The organism is Anabaena sp. UHCC 0187 (genome assembly GCF_009712035.1).
Lineage (GTDB): Bacteria > Cyanobacteriota > Cyanobacteriia > Cyanobacteriales > Nostocaceae > Dolichospermum.
On sequence record NZ_VILB01000011.1, the window covers coordinates 67146 to 88382 of the forward strand.

At 39.0% G+C, this 21237-nt stretch carries 18 protein-coding genes; 7 read left to right on the forward strand and 11 right to left on the reverse strand.

The genetic code is table 11. The features are described 5' to 3' along the window. Positions 1-166: 166 nt before the first annotated feature. The 3 genes from FJR11_RS09415 to psb28 all read right to left on the reverse strand — a co-directional run bounded on the left by FJR11_RS09415 (position 167) and on the right by psb28 (position 1300). On the reverse strand, positions 167-346 hold the full coding sequence (locus FJR11_RS09415; protein ID WP_168503438.1) for a PCP reductase family protein: 180 nt from the start codon (positions 344-346) through the stop codon (positions 167-169). Positions 347-397: 51 nt separating this feature from the next. Continuing rightward, on the reverse strand, positions 398-898 hold the full coding sequence (locus FJR11_RS09420) for a molybdenum cofactor biosynthesis protein B (protein WP_168503439.1): 501 nt from the start codon (positions 896-898) through the stop codon (positions 398-400). Positions 899-964: 66 nt separating this feature from the next. Further along, on the reverse strand, positions 965-1300 hold the full coding sequence (psb28, locus tag FJR11_RS09425; RefSeq protein WP_168504155.1) for a photosystem II reaction center protein Psb28: 336 nt from the start codon (positions 1298-1300) through the stop codon (positions 965-967). 223 nt (positions 1301-1523) lie between these two features. On the opposite strand from psb28, the gene FJR11_RS09430 reads away from it, so the two are divergent. Both FJR11_RS09430 and FJR11_RS09435 read left to right on the forward strand, forming a co-directional pair. Then, on the forward strand, positions 1524-3155 hold the full coding sequence (locus FJR11_RS09430; protein ID WP_371417521.1) for an alkaline phosphatase: 1632 nt from the start codon (positions 1524-1526) through the stop codon (positions 3153-3155). Between the two features lie 159 nt (positions 3156-3314). Next, positions 3315-4115 carry a DUF2993 domain-containing protein gene (locus FJR11_RS09435; protein ID WP_168503441.1) on the forward strand — a complete coding sequence of 267 codons (801 nt, stop codon included), beginning with the start codon at positions 3315-3317 and terminating at the stop codon, positions 4113-4115. A 179-nt stretch (positions 4116-4294) separates the two neighbouring features. On the opposite strand, the gene FJR11_RS09440 is transcribed toward FJR11_RS09435, so the two are convergent. Together FJR11_RS09440 and FJR11_RS09445 are read right to left on the reverse strand one after the other, a co-directional pair. Continuing rightward, a complete protein-coding gene (locus FJR11_RS09440; RefSeq protein ID WP_168503442.1) occupies positions 4295-5686 on the reverse strand; it encodes a UDP-glucose/GDP-mannose dehydrogenase family protein in 1392 nt (463 codons plus the stop codon). A gap of 55 nt (positions 5687-5741) precedes the next feature. Next, entirely contained in the window at positions 5742-6677 is a 936-nt protein-coding gene (locus FJR11_RS09445; RefSeq protein ID WP_168503443.1) for a UDP-glucuronic acid decarboxylase family protein, read from the reverse strand. 398 nt (positions 6678-7075) lie between these two features. Here FJR11_RS09445 and FJR11_RS09450 point away from each other — a divergent pair, with 398 nt between their 5' ends. Beyond that, entirely contained in the window at positions 7076-10102 is a 3027-nt protein-coding gene (locus FJR11_RS09450; protein WP_168503444.1) for a valine--tRNA ligase, read from the forward strand. Positions 10103-10184: 82 nt separating this feature from the next. Beyond that, positions 10185-10655, forward strand: a complete 471-nt coding sequence (locus tag FJR11_RS09455) for a hypothetical protein (protein WP_168503445.1) — start codon at positions 10185-10187, stop codon at positions 10653-10655. 281 nt (positions 10656-10936) lie between these two features. Here FJR11_RS09455 and FJR11_RS09460 read toward each other — a convergent pair whose 3' ends face one another. The 4 genes from FJR11_RS09460 to miaB all read right to left on the reverse strand — a co-directional run bounded on the left by FJR11_RS09460 (position 10937) and on the right by miaB (position 15214). Continuing rightward, entirely contained in the window at positions 10937-12928 is a 1992-nt protein-coding gene (locus FJR11_RS09460; RefSeq protein ID WP_168503446.1) for an AarF/ABC1/UbiB kinase family protein, read from the reverse strand. A gap of 180 nt (positions 12929-13108) precedes the next feature. Then, positions 13109-13465, reverse strand: coding sequence for a DUF5615 family PIN-like protein (locus FJR11_RS09465; RefSeq protein WP_168503447.1), 357 nt, complete (start codon positions 13463-13465; stop codon positions 13109-13111). Next, entirely contained in the window at positions 13465-13701 is a 237-nt protein-coding gene (locus FJR11_RS09470) for a DUF433 domain-containing protein (protein WP_168503448.1), read from the reverse strand. The genes FJR11_RS09465 and FJR11_RS09470 overlap by 1 nt, the downstream gene beginning before the upstream one ends. Positions 13702-13852: 151 nt before the next feature. After that, positions 13853-15214, reverse strand: coding sequence for a tRNA (N6-isopentenyl adenosine(37)-C2)-methylthiotransferase MiaB (miaB, locus tag FJR11_RS09475; RefSeq protein WP_168503449.1), 1362 nt, complete (start codon positions 15212-15214; stop codon positions 13853-13855). A 280-nt stretch (positions 15215-15494) separates the two neighbouring features. On the opposite strand from miaB, the gene petE reads away from it, so the two are divergent. Then, entirely contained in the window at positions 15495-15914 is a 420-nt protein-coding gene (petE, locus tag FJR11_RS09480; RefSeq protein ID WP_168503450.1) for a plastocyanin, read from the forward strand. A 68-nt stretch (positions 15915-15982) separates the two neighbouring features. Here petE and FJR11_RS09485 read toward each other — a convergent pair whose 3' ends face one another. Both FJR11_RS09485 and FJR11_RS09490 read right to left on the reverse strand, forming a co-directional pair. Next, entirely contained in the window at positions 15983-16630 is a 648-nt protein-coding gene (locus tag FJR11_RS09485) for a Coq4 family protein (RefSeq protein ID WP_168503451.1), read from the reverse strand. Positions 16631-16863: 233 nt separating this feature from the next. After that, a complete protein-coding gene (locus FJR11_RS09490) occupies positions 16864-18372 on the reverse strand; it encodes a UbiD family decarboxylase (RefSeq protein WP_168503452.1) in 1509 nt (502 codons plus the stop codon). A 178-nt stretch (positions 18373-18550) separates the two neighbouring features. Between FJR11_RS09490 and FJR11_RS09495 the strand changes: the two genes are divergently transcribed. Further along, a complete protein-coding gene (locus FJR11_RS09495) occupies positions 18551-19918 on the forward strand; it encodes a hypothetical protein (RefSeq protein WP_168503453.1) in 1368 nt (455 codons plus the stop codon). Positions 19919-20012: 94 nt separating this feature from the next. Then, entirely contained in the window at positions 20013-20831 is an 819-nt protein-coding gene (locus FJR11_RS09500; RefSeq protein WP_168503454.1) for an Rpn family recombination-promoting nuclease/putative transposase, read from the forward strand. The last annotated feature ends 406 nt before the right edge of the window (positions 20832-21237 follow it).

Here is a 21237-nt window from a genome sequence, read left to right on the forward strand (position 1 = left end):
TAGTCTTGAATCTGGTCAAGTGATAGGTTGTTGCTAATTTCAACCCTTATTCCTTGCATCTGATTCACCTTTTTCACCTTCAAACTCTTGATATATCTAAGTTTTAGCTTTATTAAGCAAGCCCTAGTTAGGAAAAGAGTCAATCCAGTTATAGAGTTCCTATTAGTTAGTCGTATTTTTTGTTAAACTGTTTTTTGGCTTCTTCGTAAATCTCAATGGTGATAGGAGAGAAATTATTATCCTGAGCATAAGTTTCAATCTTTTTACGAGCAAAAGGACGGACAAAAAAGGGAATATCTTTAAGTTTAGCTTCAGCTTCAGGAGTCCATTGAATCTTGTCACTCATTGGTTTTTAGGTTTTGATAGTTTAGATAGTTTAGATAATATTCTACAAATTTTAACTTATCTGTTTTACCAAATGCACTAACTCCGGTAAAATCAACTTTTCCATACCCAGTCGCACAGCGTTACTAGAACCAGGAAGAGAAAAGATAATTTTGTTTTGATAAACACCAGCGACAGCACGGGAAGCCATAGCGCGGGAACCAATTTCTTGATAACTTAAAAACCGAAATAATTCCCCAAATCCCGGTAAAGTCTTTTCTAATAGCTTTTCTAAAGCATCATAAGTGGTATCCCTGGGAGCAATTCCCGTTCCCCCATTAAAAATCACAGCATTGATACGAGTATCTTGGCTTAAAGCTGTCATTTGGGCTTGAATTTCTCCCGGCTCATCTTTGATAATCTGATAAAATTCTACAGTGTGATGATCTGCTAAAAGTAGTTCTTTAATTAATTGACCACTTTTATCTGTGTCCGGGGAACGGGTATCACTAACGGTAATCACCGCGCAACTTACAGAAACTTCTTCTGTATTGGGGTGTGGTTGAAATTCCATAGATAATATTTAAATTTTAGCCAATGACAATTGACAATTGACAACTGACCATTGACTACTGACTAATTAAGATTTGCTTAATCCTAGTCCATTTTCTTCGGCGTAGCGATTCATAAACCGCATAAAACGATCCCATTCTTCATTAGAATTCATCACATAAATTGCTTCTAATGATTCTGGTTTACCGTTGACAAATTTCCCCTGAACTTCACGAATAACTATTTCCCCTTCTTCGTCAATCAAATATAGCCCGGTAACTTCATCGTTGCCATCTTGCGCCAGTATATCAGGATTGGTGAAGATGAATGTTGCTGTACCACTTTCACCTTTTTTTGCTCTTGTTAAACGAACATCTGGAACTACTGTTTCTTCAATACCTCTAGCAAACTGAATTTTCGCCATGATGAGTAAATCTAAAGTTTTGTGATCATTTTGTAATATTCTCTCATCATAGGGCAATTTTCTAGCAGGCATTTTACCAATGGTAATTAAATCTAGTTCAGAATTTCGATTCAAACGCCGTTTATTTACTACAGCGTTGATCATTGTAGTTGGTATATTCATCACTCTGACTAACCATTCTAGCCCCGCTACACCTGTCACTAAAACCAAAAACGTCATTCTGATGATTGGGGACGGTATGGGCTGGGAAATGGCTCGCGCTGGAGCTATGGCGAAAGGATATAATTACACGTCTGGTCAAGGGGAAGGACTGAGTTTTCAAGCTTTGGATAATTACGCCCTTGCTACCACCTATGGTACTACCATTGCCCCTGGTAATGGAGTTTTCAGCACGGGTAACTCTGCGTTGTCCAACTCTATTTCCATTACTGGAGCTAGTCCGATGTTATCAGGGTTTAAATTCCAACCCCAATTTAATCCTGGAAATACACCATCTGGAGGGGAGAAAAATCTTCAACCTAATGCGGTGGGTAATTTGGTGGGTTATGATCCTCAGCGTGGGGGGATAAATCCTTGGACACCTGGTAATGATCCTGAATATATCAAGTATAGTTATCCTGATTCTGCCAATACAGCGACTACTTTGTACACGGGAGTAAAAAGCTATAACAATGCTATTTCCGTGGATATATTTGAAAAACCCTTAGAAACTATTCTCAAAACTGCGGCTGATAAAGGTAAATCTACGGGGATTGTCACTTCTGTTCCTATTGATCATGCTACACCGGGAGCAGCAGCAGCTAATGTCAATCGTCGCAATAAATATGATGGTGATTATCCGACTTTGGATAATATTCTCCAGCAACAACTTCGCATATATCAACCAACGGTAATTTTAGGTGGTGGCCATCCTCTCACGGGTGCAAGTAGTCAACCTCTCCCCACGGGTGTAGAACCACCAAGCAAATTTGAATATATTACTAAATCAACCTATGGGGAATTGAGTAAAAACCCCAATCAAAACCGCTATAAGTACACATTTTTAGAGCGGGGAAAGGATGCTGCTGGGAAGTTAGCAGCTACTGCGGCTAAATTAGATCCAAATGCAGGCGATCGCTTGTTAGGATTATATGGAGCGAGGGGACAAGAGGGAAATCTGCCTGTGAGTACCGCAAATGGAGATTATAGTAATACTGGTTTAAGTATTTTTTCTCTGTTTAGTTCCCAAGGACAAAAACCGGATACAGTTCGGCCTCTACTTCCTGGAGAAACTGATCAATCTTTTATTGCAAAAGAAATTAATGAAAATCCCACTCTCAATGATTTAACCAAAGCGGCTTTAGAAGTTTTATCTAAAGACAAAGATGGATTTTGGTTAATGGTAGAAGGTGGTGATATTGATTGGGCTGCCCATGATGATAACTTAGATAATATGATGGGGACGGTGTTGGATTTTGACAAAGCTGTAAAAAGTACAATTGACTGGATTAAAAATAATGGTGGTTGGGAAAATAATCTGCTGATTGTCACTGCTGATCATGATCATTATCTCACTTTAAATCCTAACTTTTCTGAACTACTCAAAGAAAAAGGTGCAGAAGCTTTAACGGCTGAATCTGATTCCCTGAAAGCGGGTCATTTTTGGGGTTCTAATCCTAACATCAAATATGGTTGGGGAAATCATGGCAATCGTCCAGTTCCTGTTTATTATCAAGGTAATGGTTCGGAATTTTTAACTAATTCTATTGGTAAAGGTTTCCGACTTTATGGTGATGATATTCCTGGTATTCAGGGTTTAGTAGATCAAATTCACATTTATCAAACTCAACGGCAAGCAATAGGGAATAGGGAATAGGGAATAGAAGAAAGTTCTTAACCAATGACAACTGACAACCGACAATCAACCATCAGTTATCCTGTTCTAAGTCATCAGCAGATTAAATCAGGGGATCGCTTGCATAATTGTTCACAATTTGTTACAAAAATATAAAGAACTTCTAGAGACTAAAACCTAATGTTCGGCGGACTTACTGGTTTAACAGATTCCAAAAGTACCGATTGGGGAGAGCGAATGCTCAACACAGTCGCCAGCCAAACGATTCGCCACCTGTTTACCCAAAGCGAGTCGGTAGAAGTCTTTGTGCGCTGCTATCCCTCCAGCAAACTGTTGCAAGGCAGCATTGATAGCTTTCAAATGAACGGTCGTGGCTTAGTAATTCGCAAAGATTTCGCAGTTGAGGAAATGTCCTTTGAAACCGATGCAGTAGCCATTGACTTCGGCTCGGTTTTAAGTGGCAAACTTACTCTCAAACAACCCACCCAAGCAGTAGCCCAAGTAATTCTATCAGAAGTAGGCATTAATCGGGCTTTTGAGTCGGAACTGGTGAAAAAGCGCCTGCTGAACCTTTCTGAACCAACTTTAATCGCCATATCTGGTGGTGAACCAGTTTCTTTTACTGAAGTTCAGGTTAAGCTATTACCTAAAAATCGCTTACATTTGTTAGCTAAAGCCGATTTAAACAACGGTGAAATCATACCCCTAAGTATGACAATTGGTATCGGGATTGAAAGAAGAAGGCGGGTTTCTTTCAAAGAACCGAAGATTGAACTTGAGGGAGTTCCAGCAGCACAAAGAGAAATTTCCCAGACCTTAAGTATGGCATTGGTAGAAATTTTGGATAATATGGTTGATTTAGATCGCTTTGACTTAGATGGGGTAAAAATGCGACTGAATCGTTTAGAAACAGAAGGTCAAAGATTGATTTTTAGCGGATATGCAGAAATAGAAAGAATTCCTCGCAGCTCTGGAAATTGAAAAAAATTGCCAAAAAATTAACGCCGCCTAGTTGACTCTGGGCGGCGATTTTTATAGGAGTCAGGAGTCAGGAGTCAGGAGTCAGGAGTCAGGAGTCAGGAGTCAGGAGTCAGGAGTCAGGAGAAGAAAGAAGAAGGAAATTTCTCCCCCTGCTCCCTGCTCCCTGCCCCCTGCCTCTTTTACCTTCCTACACCTACATATTGGAATCCAGCCTTGATCATCGTTTGGGGGTCAAGGAAATTACGACCATCAATCATGACGGGGTGGAGCATCAATTTTGCCATTTTTCCATAGTCCAAAGTGCTGAACTGTTCCCATTCGGTTACAAGTACCAAAGCATCACAACCATCCGCTAGTCTTTCAGCATCGGTTTCTACCAATACACCAGAAAGACCATGACGCATTCCTGTTTGGGAAATAATGGGGTCATAAGCCTTGACTTTAGCACCCAGTCGGTTGAGTTGTTCAATCAAGATTAGTGCGGGTGCGTCCCGTAAATCGTCGGTATCTGGTTTGAATGTTAAACCGAGTAGTCCGACAGTTTTACCTTTGAGGATTTTTAAAGCTTGTTGAAGTTTTTCTAGAGCGATTAAGCGTTGGCGTTCGTTGACACTGACAGCGGCTTTCATGAGTTGGGCTTCATAGCCATAATCATCAGCGGTGTGAATAAGGGCAGAAACATCTTTAGGGAAGCATGAACCACCCCAGCCAATCCCAGCTTGTAAGAATTTTTTACCAATGCGGGAATCTAAACCGATGCCTTTTGCTACTTGGGTAACATCCGCACCAACGCGATCGCAAATATTGGCAACTTCGTTAATAAAACTAATCTTGGTGGCTAAAAAGGCGTTAGCCGCGTATTTGATCATTTCTGCGGAACTTAAGTCTGTAACTAGGACTGGAACAGGAGGTAAAGACTGATCAGCCGCAAATTTGCGTTCTACAATGGGGGCATATAATTCTTTCATCATGCCGGTGGCTTGTTGACTATTACCACCTAAGACAATCCGATCAGGGTTAAAGGTATCATGGACTGCTGAACCTTCCCGCAGAAACTCTGGATTACTCACTACATCAAACTGGTTAGCAATCTCCGATAATTTATCGTCACTAGATGTATCACCAGATGCCAGCAATGTTTTCTGACGTTCCGCAATCCCGTCTAAAACAATCATTCTTACCCAGTCGCCAGAACCAATGGGGACAGTAGATTTGTTAACAATGACCTTATAACCACCTTGGAGATTTTCGCCAATGCCACGAGCTACGGCTTCTACATAACGGGTGTCACTTTCACCATTGGGTAAAGGTGGCGTTCCTACAGCAATAAATAGAATTTCCCCGTGAGTCACACCAGCCGCAAGATCACTAGAAAATTGAATCTTGCCACTATTGATGGCAGACTGCATAATTTCCGAGAGTCCTGGCTCGAAAATTGGCGACTGCCCAGATTTCATTAATTTTACTTTTTCTTCGTTATTATCTATGCAAATTACATCATGACCGATGTGAGCTAAACAAGCACCTGTAACTAAGCCAACATAACCAGTACCAATTACGCAAACACGCATTTTTTAAACCCTCGTTTTTTGACAGTTAAATGATTGGTGATAAATAAATAACTAATTAATTGTTATCTTTAACACGTTGACGGAAATCTTCGATCATGAGTTTCAACCCTTCTTGCAAAGGAATGGTTGGTTCCCAATTTAACAAAGTTTTTGCCTTGGTAATATCAGGACGACGACGACGAGGATCATCAGCCGGTAGGGGTTCAAATTTAATCTGTGCTTCCGGGTTGATTAAGTTTTGCACTGCCTGAGCTAGTTCTAGAATAGTGTATTCATCAGGATTACCCAGATTTATGGGGCCTGTATGTTCACCATTCATTAATCGCATTAGTCCATCTACTAAGTCAGAAACGTAGCAAAAACTCCGGGTTTGTTGACCTTCACCGTAAACAGTTAAAGGAATACCTTGTAATGCTTGGGCGACAAAATTGCTAACTACGCGACCATCATTTTCCAGCATTCTTGGTCCATAAGTATTGAAAATTCTGGCAACTCGAATTTCAACGTTATTCTCTCTGTGATAGTCAAATGCTAAGGTTTCAGCAATTCTTTTGCCTTCGTCATAACATGACCGAATCCCAATCGGATTAACGCTACCTCGATACTCTTCGACTTGAGGATGAACTTCTGGATCTCCGTAGACTTCACTGGTGGAAGCTAAGAGAAATCTGGCTTTAACCCGTTTAGCCAAACCCAACATATTCAGTGTACCAATAACGTTAGTTTTAACGGTTTTAATTGGGTTGTACTGGTAATGGACTGGAGAAGCCGGACAAGCTAGATGATAAATTTGATCCACTTCTAAGCGAATTGGTTCGGTGATATCATGACGGATCATTTCAAAATACGGATGATCTAACCATTTCAGGAGATTATGCTTCTTTCCTGTATAAAAATTATCCAGACAGATGACTTCATGACCATCATTCATTAATCGGTCAATCAGGTGAGACCCAATAAACCCCGCACCGCCTGTTACTAAAATTCTCATATTTTCCCTTGTACTAACATATACCTTTCGGTGGCTATCATGCTTTTTTATACCATATTAATCACAAAAAAAGCAGATGTCTATTCAAGAATTCTTGAGTAGGTTTTTAAGCTAGATTCTCATTGTCTGCCAGTCATTCTCTAATAAATAGGTTTATTTTGGAGATGCTTTATCAAATCTTTAAAAAAAAGATCCAGTTCTTTAAAATTAATCTTCCTTCAATATTTAAGACCTAACGATTGGCAATACCAGTTGCTACAACTGTTGTGGGATGAGTTGGTGGTTATCTAGCTGATTGGGTTGTAACATCATGGGTAGCTAATCCCCAACTGATGATAAAGGTTTTCCAAGCCTGTGGCAAAATTTAGTAAAGTTGTAATCAAATTATTATTCCCAGCATGACCGTAACTATTCCTAATCTTCCCAGTCTTTACGAAGCCTTTTCCACAGAAGCCAAATGGCAAAAATTCTGGGAAGACAACCAAGTTTACAAAGCTGACCCCAACCACAAAGGTGAACCCTACTGCGTCGTTATCCCTCCACCTAACGTGACTGGCAGTTTGCACATGGGTCACGCCTTTGAAGGGGCTATCATTGATACCCTGGTGCGTTACCACCGCATGAAAGGACGGAACACCCTGTGGCTACCGGGAACTGACCACGCCAGTATTGCAGTGCAAACGATTTTAGAAAAGCAACTGAAAGCCGAGGGCAAAACTCGCCATGATTTAGGGCGGGAAAAGTTTCTAGAACGGGCTTGGCAATGGAAGGCCGAATCTGGTGGCACAATTATTAATCAGTTAAAACGCTTAGGAGTATCCGTAGACTGGACAAGGGAACGCTTCACATTAGATGAAGGTTTATCAAAATCTGTTTTAGAAGCATTTATTCGCCTCCACGAAGAAGGATTAATTCATCGCAGTAACTATCTAGTCAATTGGTGTCCCGCTTCTGCTTCAGCGGTGTCTGATTTGGAAGTAGAACCCAAAGAGGTAAATGGGAATCTGTGGTATTTCCGTTATCCCCTCAGCGACGGTTCTGGCTTTCTGGAAGTGGCGACAACTCGCCCGGAAACCATGTTAGGTGATACAGGTGTGGCGGTTAACCCCAATGATGACAGATATAAACACCTGATTGGGAAAACCGTAACTTTGCCAATTATGAACCGGGAAATCCCCATTATTGGTGATGAATTGGTTGACCCAGCTTTTGGGACTGGTTGTGTGAAGGTGACTCCAGCCCATGACCCCAATGACTTTGAAATGGGTAAACGTCACGATTTGCCGTTCATTAATATTATGAATAAGGACGGCACATTAAATGAAAATGCCGGTGAGTTCCAAGGACAAGACCGCTTTGTGGCTAGGAAAAATGTAGTAGCCCGTTTGGAAGCTGAAGGCGTTTTAGTCAAAGTAGAGGAATATAAACATACAGTACCTTATAGCGATCGCGGTAAAGTCCCTGTTGAACCTTTGCTTTCTACCCAATGGTTTGTAAAAATCCGCCCATTGGCTGATAAAACCTTAGATTTCCTCGATACCCAAGATTCCCCCCAAATTGTCCCCCAACGTTGGCATAAAGTTTATCGTGATTGGTTAGTAAATCTGCGTGACTGGTGTATTTCTCGTCAGTTGTGGTGGGGGCATCAAATCCCCGCTTGGTATGCTGTCAGCGAAACTGAAGGAGAAATTACTGACTCTACCCCTTATTTTGTCGCCCGCAATGAAGCAGAAGCTTTAGAAAAAGCCCAAGCCCAATTTGGGGAAGATGTAAAATTAGTTCAAGACCCCGATGTTTTAGATACTTGGTTTTCTTCGGGACTTTGGCCATTTTCTACTTTAGGTTGGCCGGAAGAAACTGAAGATTTAGCCACATATTACCCTACGGCTACCCTCGTTACTGGTTTTGATATTATCTTTTTCTGGGTCGCCAGAATGACGATGATGGGTACACATTTTACCGGAAAAATGCCGTTTAAAACTGTGTATATTCATGGTTTGGTTCGAGATGAAAATAATAAGAAAATGTCCAAATCAGCAAATAATGGCATTGACCCTTTATTGTTGATTGCCAAATATGGAACTGATGCTTTACGCTATACCTTAATTAAGGAAGTTGCTGGGGCTGGTCAAGATATTCGCTTAGAATATGACCGCAAAAAAGATGAATCTATTTCGGTGGAAGCTTCTCGTAATTTTGCCAATAAGTTGTGGAATGCTGCCCGATTTGTAATGATGAATTTGGATGGACAAACTCCAGCCCAATTAGGTCAACCAGTTCCCACAGAATTGAGTGATAGATGGATTCTTTCCCGTTTTAATCAAGTTGTCAAACAAACAAATCATGACATTGAGAATTATGGTTTAGGAGAAGCAGCTAAAGGACTTTATGAGTTTATTCGAGGTGATTTCTGTGATTGGTATATTGAATTAGTCAAATCCAGATTACAGCAAGATGCAGAACCCACATCTCGCAAAGTTGCCCAGCAAATTATTGCCTATATTCTCGAAGGGATTTTAAAATTATTGCATCCCTTTATGCCTCATATTACTGAGGAAATTTGGCAAACTCTCACTCAACAACCCGCTGAAAATCCCCAACTTTTACCTTTACAAGCCTATCCTGAAGCAGATGAAAATTTCATTGATTCAGCGTTAGAAACACAGTTTGATTTATTAATTGGGACAATTCGCACAATTCGCAATTTACGGGCAGAAGCAGATATTAAACCAGGGGTAAAAGTTACTGCTAATTTGCAAAGTGAAAGCGCAAGTGAAAGGTTTATTCTCACCGCTGGACAGGCTTATATTCAAGATTTAGCCAAAGTGGAAACTTTAACAATTGTAGATGCTAATCCTGTTGTTATTCCCGAAGAAATTGCACAAGTTGAAGATAATAAATATTGGGGTGGGTTAAAAATCATCGGTTTAACCGTTGTCGCGCTTATTGGTTTAAGAGTGGCTTTATTTGTGGGTAATACTGCATTAGATATTCCCTTGTTTGGGACTAGCTTTGAAATAATTGGTTTAGGTTATGTAGCTTGGTTTGGTTTCCGCTATTTACTCAATGCTGAAGCTAGAAAAGAGTTATTTGCAAAATACTTCCCACCCAGTGAAACACCAACTGAACCGGAATTACCAGCAACCGTACCCCAGGAAAAAGAAAATTCCATTGCTGGTGTTGTCGGAACTGTACAGGTAGTAATTCCCTTAAAAGGGGTTGTAGATATTGAAGTTGTGCGGGCAAAACTAGAGAAAAGTCTGCAAAAAGCTGAAGCAGAAGCCCAATCTTTAAGCGCTAGATTAAGCAATTCCAAGTTTGTTGATAAAGCCCCCGCAGATGTGGTACAGAGTGCTAGGGCTACAAAAGCTGAAGCTGAAAAACAAGCAGAAATTTTACGTGAACGCCTACGTAGTCTAGTATAACTGTATAGGGAATAGGGAACAATTAATTTTTAATTGATTTGTTCCTCTTTCCTCAATATGAAGTTAGAAGCAAAGTAAAATTATGTTATATCTTGCCCAAGTACATAAAAATGATTTTTTAGATCAGTATCAATTACATTTATTAGCCCGTCAAGAATCAGAAAACTTTTGGCTAACAATTTCCGATAGCGATAGATTGACCTCTTACTCCTCCTTCGTCACGCAAGCTATAACCATAGAAACTTTAATTCTTTTAGGAAAGGAAAATACTATGAGTCATAACTTATTAGTATTAGTTGAATTATCTGCTACAGGTGAAATTGAAACAATTCAAGATGCTAAAGACTGGGTAATTAATCTAGTCCAAACCTATCTTTCCACAGGAGTTACTCCTGAATTTATGAAACAAGAAGCCGAAAAATTGGAAAATTGGCAGCAACATCTAACTTTGCAAAATCAAGATTTAGCCCGTCGCAGCCTGGAATTGGAAGCCCGTCGTGAACAAATCGAAGCTTTAGAAGAAAAACATCAGAACTATGATTTGCGTGATTAATTTGATTAATCTGATTTTCTTAATTAATTTGATTAATCTGATTTTCTTAATTAATTTGATTAATCTGATTTTCTTAATTAATTTGATTAATCTGATTTTTGTGATTAATTAATCATCTTAATCATCTAAATCAGAAAAATCACAGTTAAGACAATTAACTAATCAGAAAAATCACAGTTAAGACAATTAACTAATCAGAAAAATCACAGTTAAGACAATTAATTAATCAGAAAAATCACAGTTAAGACAATTAATTAATCAGAAAAATCACAGTTAAGACATTATTCAGATGCTAATAATTCCCGAATTATCCGAGTTACAGCTTTTTGAGTGACACGAGTGGCAATTTGTTGACCTAAAAGTTGGACTCCTGGATTAACAATGACTTGGGCTAATTGAGGGGCTAGTTTTGTCACATCAAATCCTTTCGTTTCTCGCAGAATACCAGCAATGCGTTTAATATATTCTAAGGTTTGCTGTTGTTCAACTGTGGCGGAGGGGATTTGATTTACTGCGGTGATTCCTACCCTTTCTCGGAGTACATAAGTGAAGTTGTGCAAGGCATTTTTACTGACAGCATCTATACTGTTAAAAAATTCATCAACTAATCTGTCACGAATAAATGAACCTCGGTCAGAAGAGAGAAATTCTACTCCTTGATTGACGACTAAGTTAAGATCATATTCTTGGTTACTGCGGGCATTTTTTAACAAGTTCTCCAAGCGATTCCAGCGGAATTTACCATCTTTAAACAGTAATTCTTGTAATGATGTTCTTAACTCATCTGCGGGATCTGTTAATAACCTTTTAGCAACATAAGGATAGGCTTCACTGAGAACTTTAAAATCGGGATCTATATAAATTGCAATCCCTTCTAAAGTGACAAGAGAACGAATAATTAAAGCGTAATAGGGGGGGACGCGGAAGGGATATTCATACATTAAAGCTGATAAATCATCGGTGATGCTTTTAATATTCAAATCCGCTACACTTGCACCTTGGGCGTTAGCAAATACCTTGGCAAAAGCTGGAATAATGGGGGTAAGGTCTGTTTCTGGAGTCAGAAATTCTAACTTGACATAGTCTTTTGCTAAACTATCAAATTCTCGGTTAACGACGTGAACAATGGCCTCAATTAAACCATAACGTTGGGCGGGTTTAACTTCGCTCATCATCCCAAAATCGAGATAAGCTAATTTACCATCCATTGTCGCTAATAAGTTGCCTGGGTGGGGGTCAGCGTGGAAAAATCCATGTTCTAATAATTGACGTAAAGAACACTGCACCCCAACTTCAATTAAATACCTTGCATTGATTCCTAAAGCGGCGATTTTTTCTGGTTGAGTTAATTTGATTCCGTTAATCCACTCCATCGTTAAAACGCGACGGTTGGTGTATTCCCAGTAAATTTTTGGTACATAAATATCCTTCATGTGACCATATAATTCAAAAAAGCGTTCCGCATTTTCGCCTTCATGAATATAGTCCATTTCTTCAAAAATGCGATCGCCTAACTCATCCAAAATCCCGACTAAATCACTGCGTACCCGCTTAACATTCCGCTGTACCCAACCAGCTAAGTTACGCAAAATATACAAATCTATAGTAATTCGTTCCCGTAAATCCGGACGTTGTACCTTAATTGCTACTTCTTCCCCAGTTTTCAATTTCCCTTTATATACCTGTCCCAAGGAAGCAGCCGCAATGGGTTGTGCAGACAATTCTGCATAAATTTCTGCTGGTGGCGCTCCCAGTTCTTCCTCAATAAACTGGTAAGCTATTTCATTAGGAAAAGCTGGTAATTGATCTTGGAGTCTAGTTAATTCTTCTAAGTAAGTTGGTGGTACTAAATCTGGTCTAGTAGATAAAGCTTGACCGATTTTAATGTAAGCCGGACCCAACTTGGTGAGTAAGTCTCTGAGTTGAACAGCGCGACGACGTTCATTTTTAACCACAATTCCCCATTGCTTATCCCACCACAATCCAAATGCAAAGGAAAGAGTTGGTTGCAGAACTGTGAAAATCCGCCGTAAAACTTGCCAAAATCGCCCATTATACTGTGCTTGTATTTCTACAGGATCATACAGCACTGACTCTGGTTCAGATCCAGTTGTCACCCGTGGCTTGTGTCTTGGCAATCGTGAAGCTGCCGCTGACTTGATTACTAAAGTCTGTGTACTTTGTTCCGCTACTACTTCAATTACGGACAACTCGCCTCCGCGACTGTCCTCCTGACTTGTTCGAGAACTAGGGGGAAGTGTCTTAACCATCATGAAGAAGCCACCAGTTAGATCAACGTTGTTAAATATTGTAACAATATCTTGTCTTTCCGGGATATCTTCATTGATCAGAATTTATTACTTCTACTTTTTTAATAAGCGCAATTAAGTCTATTTTGATGCTATATGGCGCAAAGCCCAATATACTACATTGTAGTATTAGTAACTAAATAATTAACCAATCGCTTCAATATCACCTGCATCATTTATAAATACAGATGAACCCATTGATAAAGATGAGATCATTTCACTAATTTTTTCCATTAGAGGTACTAAATAATCAGGACGAGTGCTACGAGAGTTTAAAATAATAATTTTCAAAGTTTTATCAGTTAAATTTTGCTGATAAGGAAGATTTTTATCGGCTGTAATAAACACATCAAAAGGATGTTTTTCAGCTAAATTAAGAATTTGGTGATCCTTAAAACCACGCCATCCCATATCATTAACGTTATAAACAATATAACCTTTATTTAAAAAAGGTTGTTTGAGTTTTTTACTTAAAAGATTTTCATCTAGCAATATAATCATTAAGCGCAACGTTCTTGAGCAATTATTAATTTAGCTGCATTTTCTAAAACTTTCATAGTTTGAGTCTCCAGATAAGGAAAATCATGAATAAACTCAGCTAATCCACCCTCTCCTTCGAGATAATCAAAAAATGTTTTTAAAGGGACACGAGTTCCCACAAACACTGGAACTCCACTCATAATTTCAGGATCGCAGTGAATAATTCCTTGAGTTTCTAATAAGTTGTTTAGCGTCATGTTTTCTTCAATATATAACCTAGTCTTTATTATGATAACTTGAATGATATGTAAAGTGCGTTAGAGTCATGCTTGCACTGGGTGTAGCCATTGTTTTGATTTGGGAGATTCCAGGAAGGGAGTATAGTTGACACCATACTCCTGTATTTTCTTAAACTGTGACGGCTTGACGGACTTCCACAGGTTCTCCAGTTAAACTAAAAGCGCGAATTTCGGTAATTTTTACCTTGACTATTTGCCCTTGAAGTTGATTAATATCACCAGTAAAGAAGGTGAGGCGATTTCCCCCAGTTCTTCCCATGACCTGATTTGTGTCTTTGGTATTTTGAGCTTCTACTAATACTTCTTCAATGCGGCCAAAGTAACGTTGCGATCGCTCGGCTGCTTTGATATTAACTAAATGATTTAATCTTTGCAACCTGTCGCTTTTTACCTCTTCACTCAATTGATTATCCCATAAAGCCGCAGGTGTCCCAGGACGGGGAGAATAAGCCGCAGTATTCAACATATCAAAGCCGATATCTGCCGTCAATTTTAAAGTATTTTCAAACTGTTCCTCTGTCTCCCCCGGAAAACCCACAATCGCATCAGCACTAATTGACGCATCTGGCATATACCGTCTAATAGTATCAATAATGCGGCGATATTTTTCGTGAGTATAACCCCGTGACATGGCTTTTAAAAGCTCATTATCCCCAGATTGAAAGGGAATATGGAAATGTTCGCACACCTTGGGCAAGTCTGCACAAGCTTTAATTAATCTTTCTGTAAAATAACGGGGGTGACTGGTGGCAAATCTAATGCGTTCAATCCCTGGCACATCATGGACATAATATAGTAAATCTGTCAATGTGTGCAGGTGACGACCTTCTGGGGTAGAACCGGGTAAATCTCGCCCGTAAGCGTCAATATTTTGACCCAAGAGGGTAATTTCTTTGTATCCTTGTTTTCCTAACTGGGCAATTTCTGCCCGAATAGATTCTGGTGTCCGGGACTGTTCCACACCGCGCACGTTGGGAACTACGCAATAAGTACAACGTTCATTGCAACCATAAATGATATTTACCCAAGCTGTTACCTGACTATCTCGACGGGGTTGGGTGATATCTTCAAAAATGTGAACTTCTTCGGTAGCGACAACTTGATTACCTGCAAAAACCGACTCTAGCAAATCTTTGAGACGGTTGGCGTGTTGGGGTCCCATGACTAAATCTAATTCTGGCACCCGTCGCAGTAAAGCTTCCCCTTCTTGTTGGGCAACACAACCAGCAACAATCAAAGTTAAATCAGGTTGTTCTTGCTTGCGTTTGGCCTGTCTACCTAAATAAGAATATACTTTTTGTTCCGCATTATCCCTGATGGTGCAGGTGTTGTAAAGGATTACATCTGCTTGATTTGGGTCATCTGACCACTCAAAGCCCATGTCTTCTAAGATGCCAGCCATGCGCTCAGAGTCGGCCTTATTCATTTGGCAACCGAAGGTAATAATGTGGTAATGGCGTTTAGTGGTCATTGGGAATTACGCTTAGTTAGTAATGTATATCAGGTCTATTTACTATTTTATAGCAGGAGTCACCAAGTCACCGAGTTAGGAACTCAGAAGGAAAAAGACAGTTGCTGTTTAAGTTCGCTAAATATAGCCTAATCTCCGGTGATTGCAGCGGCTTTCAACTAAGACATCTAGCTGGCGATAGTGGTTAACAAAAATAAATATATGACAGGTTGTCATATTTGGCATTGAATGTATTTAAAATGAGATCAGAAAAATAAAAATATTTCCACAGGAGAGAACCATGAAATCTATCGCAGCAACTTTGCGACGCTTAAGCCTAGCTGTATTAACAGTTATTGTAATTTTTGGCAGCTTTGCTGTGTTTACTCCCACTGCATCTGCGGACACATATACAATTAAATTGGGTAGTGATAAAGGTATGTTAGCTTTTGAACCTAAGAAGTTGACTGTTAAGGCTGGTGACACAATTCAATGGAAGAACAACAAAGTTCCCCCCCACAACGTTGTTTTTGATCCTGCTAAAAACCCCGCTAAGGATGCTGTTTTAGCGAAATCTTTGTCCCACAAGAAGTTATTAATGAGTCCTGGACAAACCGAAACCACCGTTATTCCTGTTGACGCTGCACCTGGTTCTTATACCTTCTATTGCGAACCTCACCGTGGTGCTGGTATGGTTGGTCAAATCATTGTTGAAGGCTAATATATAGCTATTAACCATCCCTGTGTAATATACGGGGATGGTTCATAGTAATAAAAAATATTTTCTACTTAGCTAATGTTTAAGGATGTCTGCACTTCTTTTAAAGGTATTTTCCATAATTTGTTCCATTCCATACCAAACAGCGGTTTTGCCTGTTTTCCCATTATCCAGCCTTGGGTCAATCCATCCATAATCTGCTCACAAAGCTCGATTTCATACATTGCGGTTTTGAGTAAGTTCTTAGCAATCAGGGCTAGAAATAAACGGTCTGAAGCAAGCTGTGCAATATAGAAAGCTTCAAGTTTAATCTCACCTGGTTTATCAGTATTACACCCTGTAACGACGTGCCAGATGTCATGAGTTTCAGTGATGTGAGTCCCCAAAAATGTAAACTGATCGTTTATATTTTCGTTAACAGGTGGTGGAGTTAATCCATTCTTAATCATGTGTTCGGCATACATATAGCCCAGTGTATGCTCAGGTAACTGATGAAGTTGTTGTAAATCAATTTTTCCCAGCAAGGGGCGGTCTACAAAAGCTTGCTTGCCCTGGGGAGTCAAGCTGAGAAATGCTACAATTTTTTGGAGCGTAGCTGGATCATTCAAAAAATGGGAAAGCTTACCAATAGCAGCAAAATCTCCATAAGGGGCTTTCACCAATTCTAGAAAACTCTCCAGAATTGCTTTTTCTTGAGACTGATTGATAGTTTCTATCATATGTTACTAATTAATTCTTGAAAAGTTAATATTACTAAATTTTGGTATCAAAAGTATTTCTCTATTTTTCTATGTGTAACTTCTTCTGCTATGACTTTTGAACCTAGAGAATTTTTGATAAATGCCCTATTCATGGAATACTCCTTTGACAACTGAAAAACTACTTTCAGCTTGACTGATACTATCAGCCAAGCTGATTTTTTAGATATTGTTACCAGTTGTAGCGTAACACTTTAACGCATATCATAACCAAACAAATTCGGATCAACTTCTCCTAATTGTAAATCTGCTAAACCATACTCAGCCCAACGTCTTTCTACCATTGCAGCTATATCAATATCTGATTTTAATGGTTCACCCCATTCATGTTCTGTTTCTGGAGGAATTTTCGTAGTGGCATCTATGCCCATTCTCCCACCTAACCCTAATTTTTCACTGGCAAAATCTAAAGTATCAAAGGGAGTATTTGGTAAAATAAATACATCTCTAGTAGGATCTACTTTAGAACTTATTGCCCAAACAACTTGACGCGGATCACGAACATTGATATCTTTATCAACGACAATCACAAATTTCGTGTATGTAAATTGTGGTAACGCACTCCAAAACGCCAAAGCTGCTCGTCGTGCTTGTCCAGGATAGGCTTTATCTATGGAAATAATTGCGGCTTTGTAACTTAATGCTTCCATTGGTAGGAAGAAATCAACTATTTCTGACACCTGTTGCCGTAAAATGGGGGTGTAAATCCGATTAAGAGCGATCGCCATCATGGCTTCTTCTTTCGGTGGCAACCCGCTAAATGTGGTAAGATAAATTGGATCTCTGCGGTGTGTCATACACTGAAACCGCACCAAAGGCGAATCTTCCACACCGCCATAATATCCCATGTGGTCGCCAAAGGGTCCATCTGGTAAAACTTCCCCCGGTGTAATTGTCCCTTCTAAGACAAACTCGGAATCTGCGGGAACTTCCAAATCTACGGTTTTACACTTGGCTAATTGTACCCCAGAACCGCCATACAATCCAGCAAATAACCACTCTGATAAATCTACAGGAATCGGTGTCGCTGCTGCCATAATGATGAGAGGATCTACACCCAGAGCGATCGCTACTTCTAACTTTTTACCACGTTCTGCCGCTTTCCGCAAATGCCTCGCCCCACCCCGCACCGATAGCCAGTGTACGGTCATGGTATTATTGGATTGTAGCTGTAAACGATACACACCGACATTGGGGATTCCCGTCTCACAATCCTTGGTAATTACCAATCCTAGGGTAATAATCTTTCCGGCATCTCCCGGATAAGGACGTATTAAAGGTAACTTATTTAAATCTAAATCATTCCCTTCAACTACCACTTGTTGACAAGGGGGAAAAAAGTCCCTTCCCGGTTTGGCTTTGATTACGTCAAATAGCACTTTACCAAAATCTATGGCTTGGGAAATCTTTTTTGGTGGTTTGGGTTGCTGAAGCATACTCAGCTTCTTTCCCAGGGTTTCCAATTCCTCTGGTTTTTCCATGTTCATAGCCCAGCATATCCTTTCCACTGTCCCCATTAAGTTGACTGCGACGGGAAAAGATGCACCTTTAACGTTTTCAAAGATTAAGCCTGGCCCACCTTTTTGTAGCATTCGGTTGGAAATCTCCGCAATTTCCATATCTGGGTCAACTAAAGCCGAAATTCGCTTTAATTGTCCTCTTTCTTCTAGAATTTTAATGAATCCCCGTAAATCTCTCGCCATTGTTTTGTTTTAATTATGAAGAAGTGTAAAGCTATTTTTATCTTAGTCTTCATTCAGGTAATTTGACTTTTTAGTATTTATGTACTATAATAGGAGAAATATGGATTTTCCTCACGCAGAGACGCAGAGGCGCAAAGAGGAAAACAGAGTTTTTAGTTGATAAAATTTAGGGGGTTTTATGTCGAATTTAAATCACCAGATTTCCCTGTTAGAACTTATACAAATTTTATCGGCACATCGTCAAAATATTATTTTGAATTTACATAAGTTAAAGGAAGATTACCACCGAACTGGGATTAAACGGGTGAGAGGTGTGAGAGATATTAATGGTGATTTGATTACTCCTTGGTTACAAACTGAGGATGTTTATACTGGTGATTTTGTGCAAATGGGTGTATTTGCTATGAATCGCAATACAGCTACTATTAATATGTTGGTAAAGCGGAAGGTTAAGCTGGTAAAATCTGAAGATAATACCCCCATGATTGAAGTTGCGGGGTTGCTGGCTAATGATTTGGATAATTTTAATAATTATACCATTATTAAAGATGGGAAAGTTAATGTTTCCGTTTTAAATATCAAAATCAGCAACAAGAAAGTATTTGATTTATTGCAAGCTAAAGGTGTAATTATTGCTGACAAGTTTGATTTCAATTCTGAGTATACAATTCAGTTAGATAATTTACCATTAGTTCCTGTTAATATCAATCTTGGTAGTATTGATGGTTTATTTACTCAATTAGCAGAAATTAAAGTTGTTACGAGTATTTTGTCTGCTTGTTTACGTCATCAATCAGATGTCTTTGTGAGTAATCAGGTAGAGGAATTAAAACAACATTATTTGTCAAAAAATCTCTATCTGAATTTTCCTAAAACTCAGGAATATCCAGATACAATTGATTCTCATATCAGTTATAAAATTGAGTTTGGTAATCAGGATATTCTCAATTTGAGTAAATTATCTGCTGCTAATCAATTTTTAGCGCGAAGATATGAGGTTTATGACAAAGAAACTGGGGAGATTTTCCCTAAACCAACTTGGGAAATGGGGTTAAATCAAAATATCGGTTTTCGACAAAAAGCCCTTTCTTCAAGAATGAAACTGACTAAAGTTGATGATTTTATGAAACCCATTTTTGACGACTTTCTGGGAATTAATATCAATGGTAAAGTAGGGGAAATTCTCAATAAAGTTGGTGATCATAGTTTAGCATTATTATTATATGCTCAACACGCTGGTAAATCTGTTAGTAGAGAAGATTTGATTGCAGCTATGACGACAGCTTACCAAAAATTAGCGGCTTATGTTGAAAAAATTTACCAAGAAAATATTTCCCCTATGGTATTTTACATTGGTGCGACAGGACTTTTACCAAATCAAATATCAGCTAAAGCCATGACTGCTGATGAATTAGCTGCTAAATATCCCCATTTGCAATTTTCCAAACATGAACAAGCAGGGACATTTTTTGAAGTTGGAAATACCATTATTAGCGTTTACCCCCAAACTGAATATTACAGTAAAAAGTCATTAGCTGTTAGTTAGTTAATTTTGCAGGGGTTTAGCAATGCTAAACCCTAAATATTTTTGGAGTTTGATATGGTAAAATATCAAGACTTGCTATTTTCAACAATCTCTCATGTATGACAATATCTGTAAATTCATTGCCGAAAATTACAAAGATGACATAGCGACATGGTTGCTAGGTTCACCAATCAAATTAACAGAACTTAGTCCCACGGAATTATCAAATGATCCAATTAGAGCAGATTCATTAATATTATTACAATCAGATGAATTAGTTTTACATACAGAATTTCAAACCGATACTGATGAAGATATGCCCTTTAGGATGTTAGATTATCGAGTTAGGGTATATCGTCGGTTTCCTCAAAAAGAAATGCGTCAAGTCGTCATCTATCTGCGAAAAACGAGTTCTGACTTAGTAAGTGAAAATAGTTTTAAATTAAACAACACTTACCATCAATTTGAGATAATTAGACTTTGGGAACAACCAACAGCCCAATTTATGACAGTTCCAGGTTTATTACCTTTTGCAGTGCTAAGTCAGACAAAAGATCCTAAAATGGTATTAAGCCAAGTAGGAGAAGCAGTAGCAGCCATTACAGATCAAAAGATACAAGGAAATATAGCTGCTGCTAGTGCAGTTTTAGCAGGTCTTGTGTTAAAAAAAGATGTAATTAGGAAGATTTTCAGGAGTGAGATTATGCGAGAATCAGTGATATATCAAGAAATTCTGGAAGAAGGTGAAGCTAAAGGTATTGTAAAAGGTGAAGCTAAAGGTAAAGCTGAAGGAATAGCGGAAGCAACCAAAAAGTTAGCTTTAAATTTGTTAAGAATTGGTATGAGTTTACAACAAATTTCTGAAGTTACGGAATTATCTCTGGAACAAGTTCAAGCTTTAGAAAAAGAGATAAAAAATCCTACTTCTAACTAAACTAACTTCGATGTTTTTGGTTTCCATTTTCATAAAAATGATATCCCTGATTTTCAGCACAAGTCGGGGATATTCAATCCAAATTTTTCGCACAATCTCTCTTAGAGGATGTTTTAAAAGTTTGTAATGTGTAAACAGACCCCTCTCCAAACCTCTCCCCTACGAGGGGAGAGGCTTTAAAACCCCCATTCCCTTGTAGGGAAGGGGGGTAGGGGGGTTAGGTTTTTGGAGATTATGGGTTTCATATAATACTTTATGGCTAACGCCACGCTTTGCTATCAAACAACCTCTTAGAGATCACCCAGGGTAGACGCAAAGAAGATATAAACATATCAAGCATATTTACAGGATAATTGATTTACGCCTATAGATACCTGTGTCTTGACCTTACTTTTTACATATGCAA